Origin of the sequence: Thermococcus piezophilus, assembly GCF_001647085.1 — an archaeon.
GTDB classification, from domain to species: Archaea; Methanobacteriota_B; Thermococci; order Thermococcales; family Thermococcaceae; genus Thermococcus; species Thermococcus piezophilus.
In genome coordinates this window covers 954,017-969,265 of record NZ_CP015520.1, presented here as the reverse complement: position 1 = coordinate 969,265, position 15,249 = coordinate 954,017, and the positions used below count along the sequence as shown (strand labels likewise).

The 15,249-nt window shown below is 41.8% G+C and carries 16 protein-coding genes and 2 tRNA genes; 11 read left to right on the top strand and 7 right to left on the bottom strand.

All coding sequences use genetic code 11. The annotated features are described in order from the left end of the window. The first annotated feature begins 84 nt into the window (after positions 1–84). Complete coding sequence (locus A7C91_RS05245; protein WP_068665533.1) at positions 85–1,086, top strand: tetratricopeptide repeat protein; 1,002 nt, start codon at positions 85–87, stop codon at positions 1,084–1,086. 3 nt (positions 1,087–1,089) lie between these two features. On the opposite strand, the gene A7C91_RS05240 is transcribed toward A7C91_RS05245, so the two are convergent. Further along, entirely contained in the window at positions 1,090–2,172 is a 1,083-nt protein-coding gene (locus tag A7C91_RS05240; protein ID WP_234394300.1) for a hypothetical protein, read from the bottom strand. Beyond that, complete coding sequence (locus A7C91_RS05235; RefSeq protein ID WP_199919972.1) at positions 2,169–3,005, bottom strand: hypothetical protein; 837 nt, start codon at positions 3,003–3,005, stop codon at positions 2,169–2,171. The genes A7C91_RS05240 and A7C91_RS05235 overlap by 4 nt, the downstream gene beginning before the upstream one ends. Before the next feature lie 64 nt (positions 3,006–3,069). Between A7C91_RS05235 and A7C91_RS10770 the strand changes: the two genes are divergently transcribed. After that, the gene (locus tag A7C91_RS10770; RefSeq protein ID WP_082871983.1) at positions 3,070–3,417 is read left to right on the top strand and encodes a hypothetical protein; all 348 of its coding nucleotides are present in this window, start codon (positions 3,070–3,072) and stop codon (positions 3,415–3,417) included. A 59-nt stretch (positions 3,418–3,476) separates the two neighbouring features. Here A7C91_RS10770 and A7C91_RS05230 read toward each other — a convergent pair whose 3' ends face one another. The 3 genes from A7C91_RS05230 to A7C91_RS11715 form a co-directional block, all read right to left on the bottom strand. Continuing rightward, positions 3,477–3,752 carry an elongation factor 1-beta gene (locus A7C91_RS05230; protein ID WP_068665529.1) on the bottom strand — a complete coding sequence of 92 codons (276 nt, stop codon included), beginning with the start codon at positions 3,750–3,752 and terminating at the stop codon, positions 3,477–3,479. 19 nt (positions 3,753–3,771) lie between these two features. After that, positions 3,772–3,951 (bottom strand): zinc finger domain-containing protein, encoded by a 180-nt coding sequence (locus A7C91_RS05225; protein WP_068665527.1) that lies wholly within the window; start codon positions 3,949–3,951, stop codon positions 3,772–3,774. A 117-nt stretch (positions 3,952–4,068) separates the two neighbouring features. Beyond that, on the bottom strand, positions 4,069–4,479 hold the full coding sequence (locus A7C91_RS11715) for a type IV toxin-antitoxin system AbiEi family antitoxin domain-containing protein (protein ID WP_234394299.1): 411 nt from the start codon (positions 4,477–4,479) through the stop codon (positions 4,069–4,071). 612 nt (positions 4,480–5,091) lie between these two features. Between A7C91_RS11715 and A7C91_RS05215 the strand changes: the two genes are divergently transcribed. Together A7C91_RS05215 and A7C91_RS05210 are read left to right on the top strand one after the other, a co-directional pair. Then, positions 5,092–5,376: a ribbon-helix-helix domain-containing protein gene (locus tag A7C91_RS05215; protein ID WP_068665526.1), complete on the top strand. Its 285-nt coding sequence runs from the start codon at positions 5,092–5,094 to the stop codon at positions 5,374–5,376. Beyond that, positions 5,360–5,620: a type II toxin-antitoxin system PemK/MazF family toxin gene (locus A7C91_RS05210; protein WP_068665524.1), complete on the top strand. Its 261-nt coding sequence runs from the start codon at positions 5,360–5,362 to the stop codon at positions 5,618–5,620. Before A7C91_RS05215 ends, A7C91_RS05210 begins: the two co-directional genes overlap by 17 nt. Before the next feature lie 1,012 nt (positions 5,621–6,632). Here the strand turns inward: A7C91_RS05210 and A7C91_RS05205 are convergent. Both A7C91_RS05205 and A7C91_RS05200 read right to left on the bottom strand, forming a co-directional pair. Continuing rightward, positions 6,633–6,709 (bottom strand) — tRNA-OTHER (locus tag A7C91_RS05205). A gap of 13 nt (positions 6,710–6,722) precedes the next feature. Beyond that, positions 6,723–6,800, bottom strand: a tRNA-Glu gene (locus A7C91_RS05200). A gap of 432 nt (positions 6,801–7,232) precedes the next feature. Between A7C91_RS05200 and A7C91_RS05195 the strand changes: the two genes are divergently transcribed. From A7C91_RS05195 to A7C91_RS05165, 7 genes are all read left to right on the top strand, one after another. Next, a complete protein-coding gene (locus A7C91_RS05195; protein ID WP_068665522.1) occupies positions 7,233–8,117 on the top strand; it encodes a glycosyltransferase family 2 protein in 885 nt (294 codons plus the stop codon). 6 nt (positions 8,118–8,123) lie between these two features. After that, positions 8,124–9,287 carry a glycosyltransferase family 4 protein gene (locus A7C91_RS05190; RefSeq protein ID WP_068665520.1) on the top strand — a complete coding sequence of 388 codons (1,164 nt, stop codon included), beginning with the start codon at positions 8,124–8,126 and terminating at the stop codon, positions 9,285–9,287. Next, the gene (gene pssD / locus A7C91_RS05185; RefSeq protein ID WP_068665519.1) at positions 9,284–10,336 is read left to right on the top strand and encodes a PssD/Cps14F family polysaccharide biosynthesis glycosyltransferase; all 1,053 of its coding nucleotides are present in this window, start codon (positions 9,284–9,286) and stop codon (positions 10,334–10,336) included. The genes A7C91_RS05190 and pssD overlap by 4 nt, the downstream gene beginning before the upstream one ends. Continuing rightward, positions 10,330–11,394, top strand: coding sequence for a hypothetical protein (locus A7C91_RS05180; RefSeq protein ID WP_068665517.1), 1,065 nt, complete (start codon positions 10,330–10,332; stop codon positions 11,392–11,394). Before pssD ends, A7C91_RS05180 begins: the two co-directional genes overlap by 7 nt. Beyond that, positions 11,381–12,418, top strand: a complete 1,038-nt coding sequence (locus A7C91_RS05175) for a hypothetical protein (protein ID WP_068665515.1) — start codon at positions 11,381–11,383, stop codon at positions 12,416–12,418. Before A7C91_RS05180 ends, A7C91_RS05175 begins: the two co-directional genes overlap by 14 nt. A 19-nt stretch (positions 12,419–12,437) precedes the next feature. Then, positions 12,438–13,337 (top strand): glycosyltransferase family 2 protein, encoded by a 900-nt coding sequence (locus tag A7C91_RS05170; protein WP_068665513.1) that lies wholly within the window; start codon positions 12,438–12,440, stop codon positions 13,335–13,337. A 730-nt stretch (positions 13,338–14,067) separates the two neighbouring features. Next, on the top strand, positions 14,068–15,246 hold the full coding sequence (locus A7C91_RS05165; RefSeq protein WP_234394479.1) for a hypothetical protein: 1,179 nt from the start codon (positions 14,068–14,070) through the stop codon (positions 15,244–15,246). The last annotated feature ends 3 nt before the right edge of the window (positions 15,247–15,249 follow it).

Genomic DNA, 15,249 nt, shown 5'->3' with positions numbered 1-15,249 from the left:
TCCAAGTCTTTGATGGCACATCGACCGGATATAGGCCCATACCTTTTTAACTGGTTTAGGCTAATCGAAGGCAGGTGATGAGGAATGAACGAGTTTGAAACGGCGTTAGCCGAGAAGGACTGCGAGAAGCTGCTCGAGCTGTTTGACGACTACATTGAGAACATCGAAGATGAAGATACTCTGAGGGAAGAGCTGAAGAGGCTTGAGGAAGTCGTCATCGAGTGCAAGGATCCCTACGATTTGGCCCACGAGATAGCTCACGTTTACGCTCACCTCGACGACGCCGAGAGCGGCATTGAGCTCTACAAGAGGATAGCCGAGAGGAAAAAGGAAGATCCGGAGGAGTACGCGACGGCGCTCTACTACTTGGCCGATGCTTACGAGCACTTTGGCATGCCAGAGGAGGCAATAGAGACCTATGAGGAGCTGCTCAAGCTTGAGGAGAAAGTCCTCAAGAACGAGAGGGAGATAGCGCTAACGCTGGCCAACATTGCGGTGAACCTCGACGAGATCGGCGAGACCGAGAAAGCCATAGAGCTCATGGAGCGCGCGAGGGACATATTCGAGAGGCTCAGCGACGAGAAGAACCACCTCATAAGCCTCCTCGACCTGGCGCACTTCAGATACGAACTCGGAGACTATAACACGGCCGAGGCGCTGATAAACGAGGTTCTCAAGAACCCGAGGGACAACGAGATAGAGATAAACGCCAAGCTGGTAGAAGCTGAGATCTGGGCTGGCAGAGAGGACTACGGAAAGGCCTTCAGGGCCCTCCGCGACGCGCTCTTGAAGGCCGTCGATACGAACGAAGAGATTTTCGGCCTCGTCTTCGACACGCTCGTTGACTTCATCGAGGGGCTATTCAACGAGGAGGCCTACGAGGACATCCACGAGAACATCGGGCTCTTTGTTGAAGCCTTCAAGGATGATGAAGGTTACAGAACTTTCTTTGAAGCTTTGAGGGAGCTCGCAAAGTTTAAACTTGGTGAGGAAAGCAGCCTTGAAAAAATTTACAGCAAGATCCCGGAGGAGCTCAGGGAATTCATCGATGAACTGAGGAAGCCCAAACTGAATATGTCCCTTTAGGATTCACCCTTCCGCATAAAGCCAGAAGTTTCCGGTTTCTCCAGATACGAGCATAACCTTCCCATCGTCGCTGAGCCTTATGTAGCCAATGGAATCCCCTGGAACCTTGACGTTGAAAACCTCGTGGAAATCATTCAGCGAGTAGCAACGAATCGTCTCCCCCTTGGCAGTAACTACGAAGTTCTCGTTGGCGAAGTACGGGAAGCCCGGTAGCACCTTAACCTCCGTTAGATTCCAGGTGAAGACGTGGGTATCTCCAAAGGGTTCATACCGGAAGATGTAACGCTTTGTAGGAATCAGAGTCCACCTTAAGAGGGTCGTCAATCCAAAACCGGCCTTTTCCCTGCTCGCCAGTACCTCCCCCTTAAGGGCGAGGATTTTTAAGGTATTGTTTTCGCTCACGAGCAATTTGTCATCGTGGGGTATAACGCTGGGAGTGTTCAGGGTTAAGAGTTTTTTCCCGTTCTTTGTTACTAAGGCTTCACCCGCCAATTTCCTCCTCAGTACCACGACTCCAGTATCGGAAATGGCGTTTATGGCATAGTCCGTTGATTCAAGTTTCGTTTTTAGTCCATCGCATGTTAAAAGCTGTTCCGTCGGAGACAGTGTCACGAGATGGCACATGTGACTACCATCCGGGGACCTCATTATACAGTCTGCAAAACTCCCAACCCTTATTTCGCCGACTTTTCCATCCCATGAGTAAATTCTCATTCCGGAGAACGCCTCATAATTCCCGAGCACATAGACGTTTCCCCCTTTGACTATTACCCCAGTTATTACCGGTTGAATGGCATCGCTTCCCTGAAGGTCAATGGATACACTATCCCCCGTGGGCTTAATGAGGTGCACCCTGTGATCATCTATAACCGCAGAAAGGCTTCCGTCCTTGGCCATGTCCATAAAAGGTATACCCACTGTGGAGATGTTCCAGACGAGTTTCATACTCCATGTCGAGGGCACGTTAGCTGTTTGTGTATGTGATGGGTAAGGCTGGGAAGATGGTGTTCCTCCTTGAGAATCAATGCAGGCCGCTGAAATCACCACGGAGAAGAGGATAAGAATAAAAAATGGAAAATGCCTCATCCTTTCACCTTCTCAAGCCTTAACTCCTTGAGTTCCAAGTAGGCATAAACAGTTCTCCATCTATTGTTTTCCTTGTAGGAGAAACTTCCTTCCACCAAAATCGGAATCGGAAGGGAAGGGGATACTTTCCCAGACCCACTTAGAGTAACGTTTTCTGGCACTCCTGCATAGCTCCATTCAACGTCTGCCGTTTTGAAATCAAAACCCCCGATTGAAACCACTCCATCAGGTTTTATTGAGTACCTCCAGGTATGGCCCTGCATATCGCTCCATGTGCCTTGATAGGGGGACATGAGATTTTCTTCAGCTATGGCACTCCAGACCGCCAGATGGAGCACGGAAACCCATCCCATGTAAATGTTGGTGAGATCCTCATTGAGACTGCCCAGCAACTCATCATTCCCCTCAAAGTACGGCAATAATCCACTCTGGAAGGGGGCTGGATTCATGAAGAGGAACTTTTCTCCTTTGTACTCAAATTCCATACCTACGAACTCTGTGTTTTGAGTGTAGGGAGATATCATGGCAAACCAGGAAACGTCCCATGGATAGAGGAATGCGTTGCTCTTGTTCGATACATACCAGATGGTGATGACGAGCTTACTGTCCATGGAAACTGCTTTAACGGGCGTTACAACCGTTTCATAGGCATAGACCTCATGTTCTCCCAGATCAATCTTGTTCAATCTCATATCCTGCCCATATACATGAATTTTTGTCTTTTCCACATGTTTTTCCAAGATGTATTCATAAACGGGTGAAGTCTGATTTGGCCTAACCTTATAGGCGTACCTGTAGTATGTGATGGTATACATAGCATCTCCAATTTCCACAGGAGCGTATTCCCACGGATGACTCCAGTAGGCTTCCTCAGCAGGGGCTTGGGTTGAGGTTGTCGTGGTTGTCGTGGTTGTTGAATGCGACGATGTTGTTGGGCTTGTGACTGTTGTTGAGCTTGAAGTTGCCGGTGAGGTGCTTGTTGTCGTGGTGTGTGTAGGGGATGAGCTCGGAACGGTTGGGGTGGTGGGGGATGAGTGTGGGGTAGTCGTGGGGGATTCATCTGTGGATGTTCCACCCAAGCATCCGCTGGCCAGTACAAACCCAACTATCAACAATGTCACCAGCATACTCAAACTTTTTTTCATATATATAACCTCCTTAGAGCCCACAAAGAAAAGAAAGCGGATGTATATGGTCAATGGAAACTTATGCACAAGAACTATAAATAGCTTTCTAACACTTTGAATGAAGTTGTAACATTACAAAAATGGCAATATGCACAAATGAAAAACAAATAAAAAAGCTCAGATCCTTGAAACGGTCTCAACTTCGGCGCTCTCGACGTTCTCGACCCGCCTGAAGAGGTCGGCAACCTCGTCGTAGGAGTAACCCTCCTCGTCCTTACCGAGGACGTAGAACTTGAGGGCAACGAGACCGAAGGCAATCGGCTCGCGCTCGACCTTGGCGAGGCCGAACTTATCCGGGATGACGGCCTTGAGCTTCTCCTCGAGCTCGTCGAGGTTGACATCCGGGTCGGTCGGCATGACCTTTATAACGCCAACAAGGTTGTAGTCAGCCATTCTTTTCACCTCCTAAACTTCACGGCCCCTCCCAGCCGCACTTGGGGCACTTGTAGGGGACTGAGAGGACCCTGCAGCTTTCGCAGCGCCAGATGATCTCCTCGCCACAGTTTGGGCAGACGAAGTGAGTGGCGTGCTCCCTGGGGGTTATCTCCTTTCCGCATGATGTGCATACGGGTATCTCCAACTTGGCTTCCACTGCGAACACCTCCAAGAAAGGTGGTTTTTAATCACTGGTGGGCATTGAGGGAGTTGGCTTATAAACCTTTCTCTGGGGAAAGGCGCAAACTACAGAGGGATCACCTGGCCAAGTTCTTCAATTCTGAGCTTCAGGCTTTCTATCCCATCCATAGACCCACCCCAGTATCTTCTCCTTTCCAAGGTTGTCTATCACTTTCCACCCCTTAATGCTCCTCCCGAGGGAGGGAAAAGTTGGAACGAGCTTCGTCCAGCTTCTAACCCTGCCCATTATATAGTTAAGAACCCTCTCCGGAACATCAACTCCGAGATCGTCCCTGAGGAGCTCCAAGACGTAACCAGTTCTCTGACAGAGGGAGTCGCTGGCAAAGCGTTCGAAGTAGCCCAAGAATTCGTCCCAGTCAAGTTTTCCGGCTTCATAAAAGGCCTTGGTTATCTCGGAGTAGCCCCCGCAGTATCTCGGCTTGTAAAAGCAGTCGAAGAACGTCTTCGCGAGGGTGGATGTATAGATTCCATCCTTAAGCGTCATTCCTGTGGCCTTTTCTCCCAGGGCAACGGCCTTGATCGTGCACTCCCCAATGGTTCTCTCACCGGATTTTTCTCGGTGTGGCCACGAATATCGTGAACGGCTCGTAGTCAAGCAGATCGTAAAGCCTCAGGGCGGAAGAGAAGGCTATATATCCTGGGAATATGACAAGGGCTATCCGATAGGGGTTTTTATTGAGGGGTTTCCAGGATGTTCATTGACGAGGTAGAGGCCTTTCTTCAGCCTTGTAAAGTATCTTTTTTGAGAGGCTCCAAAGGACCTTTTTAACCATTCCCCTGCTGAGACCTGGAAAGAGCCCTCTAATCTCGTCAGTACTCACTATATCAGTCCCTCGTATTGCTCGCATTATTACCTGTTCAGTTTTTGTGAGGTAGTAATTTTTTGCATATAGTGGCCAATATGGTAACTTTCTTAATAACATTTTTGGAATGAGGTTAAATGGGTATAACCTATGGCATTCTATAACTACTCACTTGATAGGGTGAGATGCGGGGTTCCACCCCGCACCCCGGTTTTATTTGAATTACTGGGGGGCTCCGCCCCCTGTGGAAACCTTTTTATGATGTCGGACAAATGGGTTAAATGGTGATACAAATGGGTGCCAGCGTGAAGATCACCGCCAGGATTCCCCCGGCACTAGTGGCCGAAATAGACCGGCTGGTTCAGGCGGGGTACTACTCCAGCAGGAGTGAGGTCATCAAAGAGGCCCTCAGGGACTTCATAATGAGAAACAAATTCCTCCCAAAGGAGACCAAGGATGAAGAGTACCTGAAAGCTATCCAGAAGATGGTAGAGCCCATCCTTGCCGAGGATTGGGAAAGCGAGGCCGACGAGTACTGGAGCGAGGTTAAGGGTGTGAAGTATGAGCCAGAGATGTGAGCCCAAAGGAGATCTCCAGCAGTGGGAGATTATTACGGTGGCCTTTCCTTTTACCGACTCGGCACAGAAGAAGCCCCGCCCCGTTTTGATCCTCTCAAACTCAAAGTTCAACAGAGTCAGCAACAGCATCGTGGTCTGCCAAATAACGTCCAAACTTGGGAGCGGGTTCAAGGAGTACAATGTTGAAATAACGGGAGATGACGTTTGCCTTTATGGGGGGCCTTTATCCGGCCGAGCCTCATAAAGCCGCACATTATGTTCTCCGTCTCAAAACGTGAAGTCCGGACCAGAATGGGGATGCTGTACCCTGAAAAAATCGATGATGTTAGAGCCAGCCTGAGAAAACTATTTTTAACCGGGCTCTAGTTCAATGAAACTAAAATTCCTTACCCGGGCAAGCATCGTTGTCTTCCCAACATCACGGAGGCCGTAGAGGACAAGAATCCGGCTCTCCCCGCTCCTGAGGAAAGATCCTCACCACATTATAGTCTGTCCAAACAGAACAAAATCCCCCATGTTTTAGTCGACTTGAACAGACTAGAGCCCAAATTTGGTGGAGATTAACTTGGTTTCTGTCTTATAATCTCCGAAGGACAGTGTCCCTAGAACCACGCGCAAACCTTCCGCCAGCACTGAAACTTTGTCCAGCAAAGGTTGCTGAAGGCTAGCACCCAAACTGTCCGTACATTCGTTAAGTTTCGTTAAGCAGAGCAAAGTTTGACCAAAAGATTTCCCTTTTTGTCAACTTGGCTGGAACTTAAAGCGTGCACATTAAAATCGCCCTTAGAATGGTGGTTTAACTTTAAAACCCGCCCATTCAACAGTTTCACTCTCATTCTGGCGTTCTTTGAACGCCTTGTCGGAAGTGAAATCCTACAAAATTGGTGATTAAAGAGTGAACCACTCTAAAGCAAGTACATTTAAAATTACACGCCATCTTTCCGCCAGCGCTGAAGCTTTTGAAAAAAGCTTCACCAAAAGTTCGTAGCTCATCACTAAAGGCGTTATTACGAGTTGGTTTTCCAAGTTGAAGTTTCCTTTTTGAGTGAGAACCTGTTTAGGGGAGTCCTTGAAGTGGGTTTACTTCCTCTGACGCCCTACGGGCGTCTTTTTATGGCTAAACCCTTTACGATGAGTCCTTAGATAGGTTCTCACTTAAAACAATGCTTTTAATGTAAGAAACCTCTCAAGAACTTGCACCTCAAAAAGGAGCTACCAACCTTGGTCAAACTTCGCGAAGGCGAAGTTTGTAAAACTGGTGGGCCCGCGGGGCTTCGAACCCCGGACCTCCCGCTTATCAGCGGGCGCTCTGACCAGGCTGAGCCACGGGCCCGCGAGAAAGGTTTTGGTGCCCCGGCCGGGATTTGAACCCGGGTCGCGGGATCGAGAGTCCCGCATGATTGACCGGGCTACACCACCGGGGCGTGTCCGAAATTAGGGAGGGAAGAGGATTTAAAAAGTTTTCGGTGATGGGAACAGCGACACCCGGACAATGGCAGATGCCCATGAGACTACGGGCGGGGGATTGAAATAAACTAGCGTAGAATTCCGGCCACAGTGGATGATCCGAACGTCATTAAGATGTCCTTTGGATGTCCAGAGGGGAACATTATTCAAGTTTCAGCATGAATAGTAGTCTTCAAGTACCACAATGTTAAAGAAATGTTCTAATCTGACATCCTTCAGGACGATTTCCATCAAATGACGTTCCACATGCGAACCAAAATATCTCCCATGGTTAGAAAAACTTAAAAGATAGAATATACGTATTATGTTTCAGGTTAGCAAATGATACCCTTGGCTAAAATTTATAATGTTAATTTAAAGATATTGTAACGATTTCACCGGTGAGTGTCATGGAACACAAAATCCTAATCATCATCCCAGCGTATAATGAAGAGTTAACCATCGGCTCGGTCGTTGCTCTGGCCAAAAAGTACGGGGAAGTTCTGGTAGTTGACGATGGCTCCAAAGATAGGACTCATGAGATCGCTAAGAAGGCGGGAGCGACTGTTTTAAGGCACGAGACCAACAGAGGGAAGGGGAACGCCCTCAGGACGGGGTTTGAGTATGCATTGGCCAAGGGTTACGATGCCGTCGTTTGCATTGATGCCGACGGACAGCATGATCCAGATAAGATTCCACTCGTATTGGAGCCGATAATGAAGGGCGAGGCGGATCTCGTTATAGGTTCGAGGTATCTAAACGGGGCACATAAAAACATCCCGTTCTACAGGCGAATCGGGTTGGGCGTTTTAAACCTGACCACGAACATGGCCTCCGAAGTTAAGGTAACCGATTCACAGAGCGGGTTCAGGGCTTTGAACAGAAAAGCCCTGGAATCGTTAAGTTTAAATTTCTCGGGCTATAACGTTGAGAGCGAGATGATAGCAGAGCTATCGGAGAAGGGATTAAGAATTAAGGAAGTCCCTATAAATGTAAGGTACGACGTGCCGAACAGGCATAAAAAGCACCCGGTAGCCCATGGCCTTGGCGTGTTAATGGAGGTCGTGAGTTTAATCGGCTACAGAAGGCCCCTGTTGTTATTCGGTGCCCTGAGTATGATAAGCTTCATAACCGCGGGAGTACTTGCATACCTTGCACTGGAGCCCTACTGGGAGGGCGGAAGAGTTTTCCTGACCCAGGCAATAGCCGCGGGGATTTTTGCACTCATAGGAATTCAGCTGTTTATCGCCGGGCTGACGTTAAACGTTTTAGCAAAGATGGTTAGGAGGGATTAAAACACTATGGACATATTAATGACTTCAATAGTAGACCTTGTTAAATCACAGCACAACAGACCTCACCAATTTGTAAGATATCTCTCCAAGAATCATGATATAACCTTAGTTAGCATTAATGATTGGTGGAAAGGAAAACAGCACAACTTTGAAAAATACAGTAAAGAATGGGAAAAGATACTAGAACGAGTAGACATAATGTATATAACAGACAAAAAAGTTAGCCCAGTTATCCAAGAAAATGTTTATTCCTATTTTGCTATTAAGCGTCTGCTCAAAAATAGATCCTTTGATGTTCACATAAATTACAACAGCCTTACCCTCGGATATTTTGCGACCAAATCTCTATTAAAACAGAGCGTTCCTACAATATTTGACCTTGCAGACGATTTGGTTGGGATGATAAGCGAGTCTCCCCAAATACCAAGACCATTAAGACCTATCGGCGCAAGAGTAGGAAAAGAAATTTTAAAGAGAAACATTAAATTATCTAAAAAAATCACTGTTACAAATAGTCACCTAAAAGAAAAGTACAACATTCCTGATAATAAGACTGTAGTTCTGCCAAATGGCGTAGACACTGAGCTATTTAAAGATTATGGTAACACTAAGTCTCAATTTGGTTTAGAGGATTATTTTGTCATTGGTTATGTTGGAGTGTTGAGAGAGTGGGTTGACTTTGAACCCATATATCAAGCCCTAAGAAAACTCCCAGAAGATATTATATTCGTAGTTGTAGGGAAAGAGGGCAGATATCGAGAAAATATAGAGCTTGCAAAGAGATATGGTGTTATCGAAAAAGTTAGATTTGTCGCCAATGTTCCCTACTCTAAGGTGCCTATCTACATCTCCGCGATGGATGTAGGAGTCATCCCGTTTAAGCTAAACTCTATAACTGAACATGCCCTGCCCCTCAAATTATTCGAGTATATGGCATGTGAGAGGCCTGTTATATCCACACCGTTGCCTGCGGTTGTTGATATTGCTAGAGAGAAAGTACTTTATGCAAATACAGCCAAAGAATGGGAAGAAAAAATCTTGTCGCTTTACAATAATAACGAACTAAAGAAATCCTTCAAGAAAATTGGGAGAACGTTTGTAAAAGAAAAATATGACTGGAAACGGATACTAGAGATGCAAGAAAACATACTGGAGGAAAGCATAAAATGAAAATAGGAATCATATGCTCACCTGGAGGACATTTGACAGAGATATTACAATTAACAAGTGCATTTAGAGAGCATGAAATCTTTTTGATAACATACAATGAAAACTTTTTGAATCTGCCCAAAGAAATAAAAAAAATTTATAGAATTGAAAATCTGCTTATTAAGTATCCCGGAGTAGCAGGAATAAAAAGGAGTATTATACTTTTTGCCCATTTTTTCCTACTCTTTATTAAGGAGCTCCATATATTACTAAAAGAGAGACCGGATATTTTGATATCAACTGGTTCTGAAATTGCAATTCCAGCGTTTTACATTGCGAGTCTTTTGAATATAAAAAAGGTGTACATAGAGAGCGTCTGTAGAATTGATGAGCTCTCATTTACGGGAAAAGCTGTATATCGTATCTCGGACTTATTTGTTGTTCAATGGAAAAAACTAGCTGAAAGATATTCAAAAGCAAAATACCTCGGAAATGTGTTAGTACCAAAAAGAGCGCATATTAATCAGTCAAAAATGACTAAGAAAAATGTAGTGTTTGTAACAATAGGAACGGCTCCTTTTGATAGGTTAATTAAACTAGTTGATGAGATTTCACCTAAGCTGGAATTCTACGAAATGGTGATACAAAAAGGAAGAACCAAATATAATCCAAAAAACGCTAAGTATTTCTTGTTTGTTCCCGAATACAAAGATATTATACGTTTTAATATGAATTCCAAGATCATTATATCACATGGAGGAGTGGGCAGTATTATCCTTGCTCTGAAATATGGAGCGATTTTGATACTCTTTCCAAGATTGAGCCGATATGGAGAGCACAATGATGACCATCAATTAGAAATTGCAAAATTCATGAAGCATAGTGGGCTTTCTGAAGTGGCACATACTGAGGAAGAGTTATATTCCCTTGTAACTTCCTTGGCAAACTATCCTGCAAATTATACAAAAACACTACTCAAGCTTGCCAAAAAAATTGAAAAAATCTCCAAAAATAATGAGGCTAACTTCCCTAACAATTTAAAAAGAGCCTTGGAGGAGATAATATGGTAAAAAAGAACTATTATTCTGTCCACAATATCCTTAATTTTGCAGTAATTGATAAAACAAGCATAATTAACCGACTTATGGACAAATTTGAAGTTCACTATGCCAATTTTAAAGTTGAAGATGAACCCGAAAACTTGGATATAATATTTGAAATTGGTAAATTCAAACCCAAGCTTTCAAATACTTACAATGTTGGCGATGGAAAGTATTATTTTGGCCAAGATTATATCTATGTTCCCCATGAGCAATATAAAGGTGCTAAGTGGAGCTTCGAAATTGAGGGAATAGAAGCTTCAACGACTCATATAAGGATTTCTTGTAACCCGCTAGGTAGGATTTTTATCGTCGGGAATGTCATAGATTTTCTAATACATTTCAAACTAGCGGAGATGGGCTATCCGATGATCCATGCATCATCACTATGCAAGGATAATAAGGCGATTTTATTTTCAACAAGGGGAGGAGGAGGCAAAACTACAATAGCCCTACATTTGGTTGAACATGGTTTTGGTTTTCTTGGAGATAATTTCACGATTTTGCATAAAAGTACTGCACTAAGCTTTCCAACCTCTTTGAGCATATTTACGTATAATCTTGCTCCGATTATCAAGAACAATCTAACACAAAAGCAAAAAATTGAATTGCAGATTAAACATTTGATATATAGAATGACTAAAGGGTATGCAAAATTTTTCACTAAAGTAAATCCAAAGAGAGTGATAAATAGTATGTGCGAAAAGGCCAAAATCGAAAAAATGGTTATTATCTTCCCGAGAACAGATGTAATAGAACCAAAAATCATTGAGACTAAAAAAGAAGAAGTCCTCGATCATCTCGTTTACAATCAAATGTTAGAATTTCCTCTGTTTAACAGATATATTTATGAATATTCTTATTTCTTCCCGGATTCTCCTCTGTCACGTCACTGGGAAACTTATAAGAGAAAACTCGATGAAAATCTGGATGATGATATTGAGTATTATAGGATCATACCCCCAACCAGAATCAGCACACAGACAATAGAAAAAATTTTGGAGGTTGTTAACAATGGCACTAACTAGAAATTATAACATCCATAATATTTTAACTATTCAAATTAATACCCAAAACAAAGCAAAACTCCCAGAACTTAATTTCCCATTAAGTTATTTTGAAGTTGATGAAGACATAACAGATCCAGATATTATCCTTAATATTGGACCATTTAAACCAGACCTCAGCGGCTCGTATGTTGTAGATCACAAGTATTACATTAAGGATAATTATTTCCATTGCTCTGATACCGCTAATGGAAAAGCCTCGTGGAAATTAGAGATTATTGGTTTTGAGAGACCTCCTACAATCATAAATTTTCATGGAAAAATTCGTGGAATCTACCAACTCTTAGCGCCGGATTTATTGGCACAAGATCTAGCCCTCCTTCCAATGATCGAGCTAGCATTAGGACTAAGAGGGTTTATGTTGCTCCATGCAGGAGGCATATCAAAAAATAAACATGCAGAAATATTTGTTGGTAGAGCGGGTAGTAGAAAAACTACTATAATAATGGACAGCATCAAAAGTGGATATAGAGTCTTAGGGGATGATCGAGTCATACTTGACTTGGAGAATTATACAGTACACAGCTTTCCAATATTCCCCAAAATATTCGAATTTATTGTCAAATATTCTAAAAGGGAAAATTTGTCACTCTATCATAAGATCCGGCTATTATATTTTCTTAGGGAAGAAACTTCTATCATTCCCCAAATATGGGAAAACGAAAGCGTTAAATTAAGATCAATATTTTACCTGATATTTACTAATAAAGAGCTAAAAAACCCCACCACAAATAATAAAGATGCGTTATTGTTAAGGATGATATCTAATAATATTGCAGAGCTTTATACAACCGTAATTCCATCAATATTACAAAGGCGTGCTTTTCCGAATTATATTCTTGCATATAGTTACATCTTCCCAGAGAATAACTGGATTAGACTGTACAATAATATTTTAAAAACAAAGATAAAGCAAATCATTAAAACTAAAAGAGTCCATATTGGTGCGGTAGATAATATTCAGAGAACAATTAGTACTCTTTAACATCCGTGGGGGACACATCATGAGTTATGCATTGATAACTCCAATAAGAAATGAAATTGAAAATATGGATAGCTTATTTAAGAACATAACTAGTCAAACAATACAGCCAGTAATCTGGGTTATTGTGGATGGAAATAGCACTGATGGGAGTTTTGAATATGCAAATACTCTTGCAAAAAAGTATAACCATCCACACAAATGGATATACGTAATAACCCAAAAACATTATTTCAGAAATAAACATCCACACCTAAATTTTGCATTAGCTGTATGGGAAGGATACGAATATGCCAAATGGATTGCCAAAAAAAAGAAGATTAGGTTAGAATATATAGGCAAAGTCGATGCCAGCGTTAATATACCTCCCAATTATTTTGAGAGGTTATTATTAGAATTCCAAAAAGATAATCGTCTAGGAATAGCAAGTGGAGTCCAATATTTAATAAAAGATGGAAAACCCATCAAATACGTTTCTACATACTCTTATGAACTTCCAGACACGAGGTTATATAGAGTTCAATGTATAGAGGATGTAAGCGGATTTCCAATAACTTGTTCACCTGATGTGGTTATCGTATTACGAGCTATTAATAAAGGCTGGAAGACAAAAAGAGTAGAGAACTTACCTTTTTATGAATATAGAGTTGGAGGTAGCAAGGAAGGCTTAAAAAAAGGATACATAAATAAAGGCAGGGCTATGTATTATCTTGGATACAATCCTGTTTTGATTGTCCTAAACGTTTTCTATTATCTAAGCAAAAAATCTAAACTAGGGATCTGGATGTTTAAAGGATACATAAATTCTTGGATGTTCAAAAAACAGAGAATTCCAGATAGGGAAATACGGGAATATTTTGAAAAAGAACGTCTAAAAGAGGTAATTCAGACAATGTTCACAAGGGGGAACTATAATGAATAGGCGTCATGATAATCATGTTAACTCTACATTTGGCATACTATTTTATGCACTATTTTTTGCTTATTTTGTAGGGGGACTACTTGCTTTTATTCTCTCTTACTTCCATCACTGGAATAAGGAGCATATTGGGATTTCATTTCTATTGGCCTTTAGTTTCTCACTGTTAATGTCAAGACGCCTAAACTTGTCACTACTCTTTGAAGAGGGAGGCAAGATAAAGAACAATTCCCACATTCTTAAGATAACGTCTATGTCTTATTTCTATTTATTAACAGTATCAATTTTTATTTCCATAAACTCCAAATATGAGTATCACCTACCAGAATATTACTTTCTAATTGTCTCTTTGCTCAGTGCCTTTACATCATTTCAAATTCTAAAAGAGTATGCTTTATCAAGACTTCATGTGAGTTTAATATTACTCGAAATTCTTTTTATCTCCATTTCGCTAAGTACGGCATTTTTGTTTTTGTTTCCTGGACCTTACGGAAATGATTCCCCATATCACGTGGAATTCATAAGGAGCATTATCCTCTCAGGCAGGATTGATGATTTTTATGGGCACTACCGTTATTACCCAGTATATCACCTACTGTTCGTTTTTATTGAGGTGATTGCAAACATAAACAATCTAAAGTTAGTTCAACTTAATATGGCGTTAATTCAGATTTTGTTCCTACTTTTTCTTGTTATATTAGTGACAAAGTTATTCAATATAAAGATCGCTCTAATGTCAATGCTTTTAGCTTCCCTTTCTCCTCATGTATTACAACCAAGATATATGTACTTTCCTTCTTCATTTACTGTAATATTCTTTATTTTTATTGTATATCTAATCCTATCTACCCAACCCACACTTAAGTCATACATCCTGTTGGTTATAGCACTTATAGTAACACTTTTTAGTCATCCGTTAATCCCATTAATTCTGATATTTACATTTTCCGTAATACTTGCTACATCCAAATTGTTGAAAATAAGCAAGATGACCCTATCGAGGTCAATTATTTTATTCTTTGTCATACTCACTCTGACTAAGTGGATGATGTCCACTAGTAGTGGAGAGACAAGCTTTTTTGAGCTTTTCATTTTATCAGTAAAACACGCTCTCACATCCGAAGAAACCTTCATCACATCGGCGACATTAGCTCCATTATACACCTGGAGCGATATTATCTTATATGATCTAGGAATGGTCATTTTGATGTTTTGGGGAATTGTTGGTGGGTTTTATATCCTGTCCTCTCATCTAGACCGGAGAAGAACAGAGGACTATCCTAAGAAGGAGAAAATTAAAAAATCGTCACTATTATCAATTTTCGCCTTACTATTCATCCCTCTTCCGTACATTCTTACTGTGTTATATCCCCAGAGTTTACCTAGTAGGTGGTTTCCTTTCATAGAAATCATTATGAGCATATTTGGAAGTGTTGGCATTATAATAACTTCTCAAATATTATCAAAGCGTAACTTCCAATATGTGGCATCTCTAATAACATGTATTTTGGTCTTCTTCATGATAACTTCTCCAATTGTTAATCCAAATAGTCAAATTTATGCAACGAAACTCTCCAATAGACAGGCATTAACAGAGTCAGAAATTTACTCAGGGTTATTTTTGAATTCACTCCATATTAATGAAGTCCATGCAAATTCAAAGTACCTCATCTTTGTAAACACAAGTCTGGCTAGGCCCGAGAACTTTATTAATCCCAAAAATCCTAACACATATAAAAGTGGATTGGTAGTTATAAGGAATTATGACCTTCAAAAGGGCTTCACTATTCCGCTTTTTGGAGCTAAAGGGAAATTATTAGAAATAATCCGCCCAAGTAAACAGTTTTATAATTTTCTCAGGAATTCCAATAAGATCTATGAAAATGGGGAAGTGCGGGTATATTTTAGCTAACAA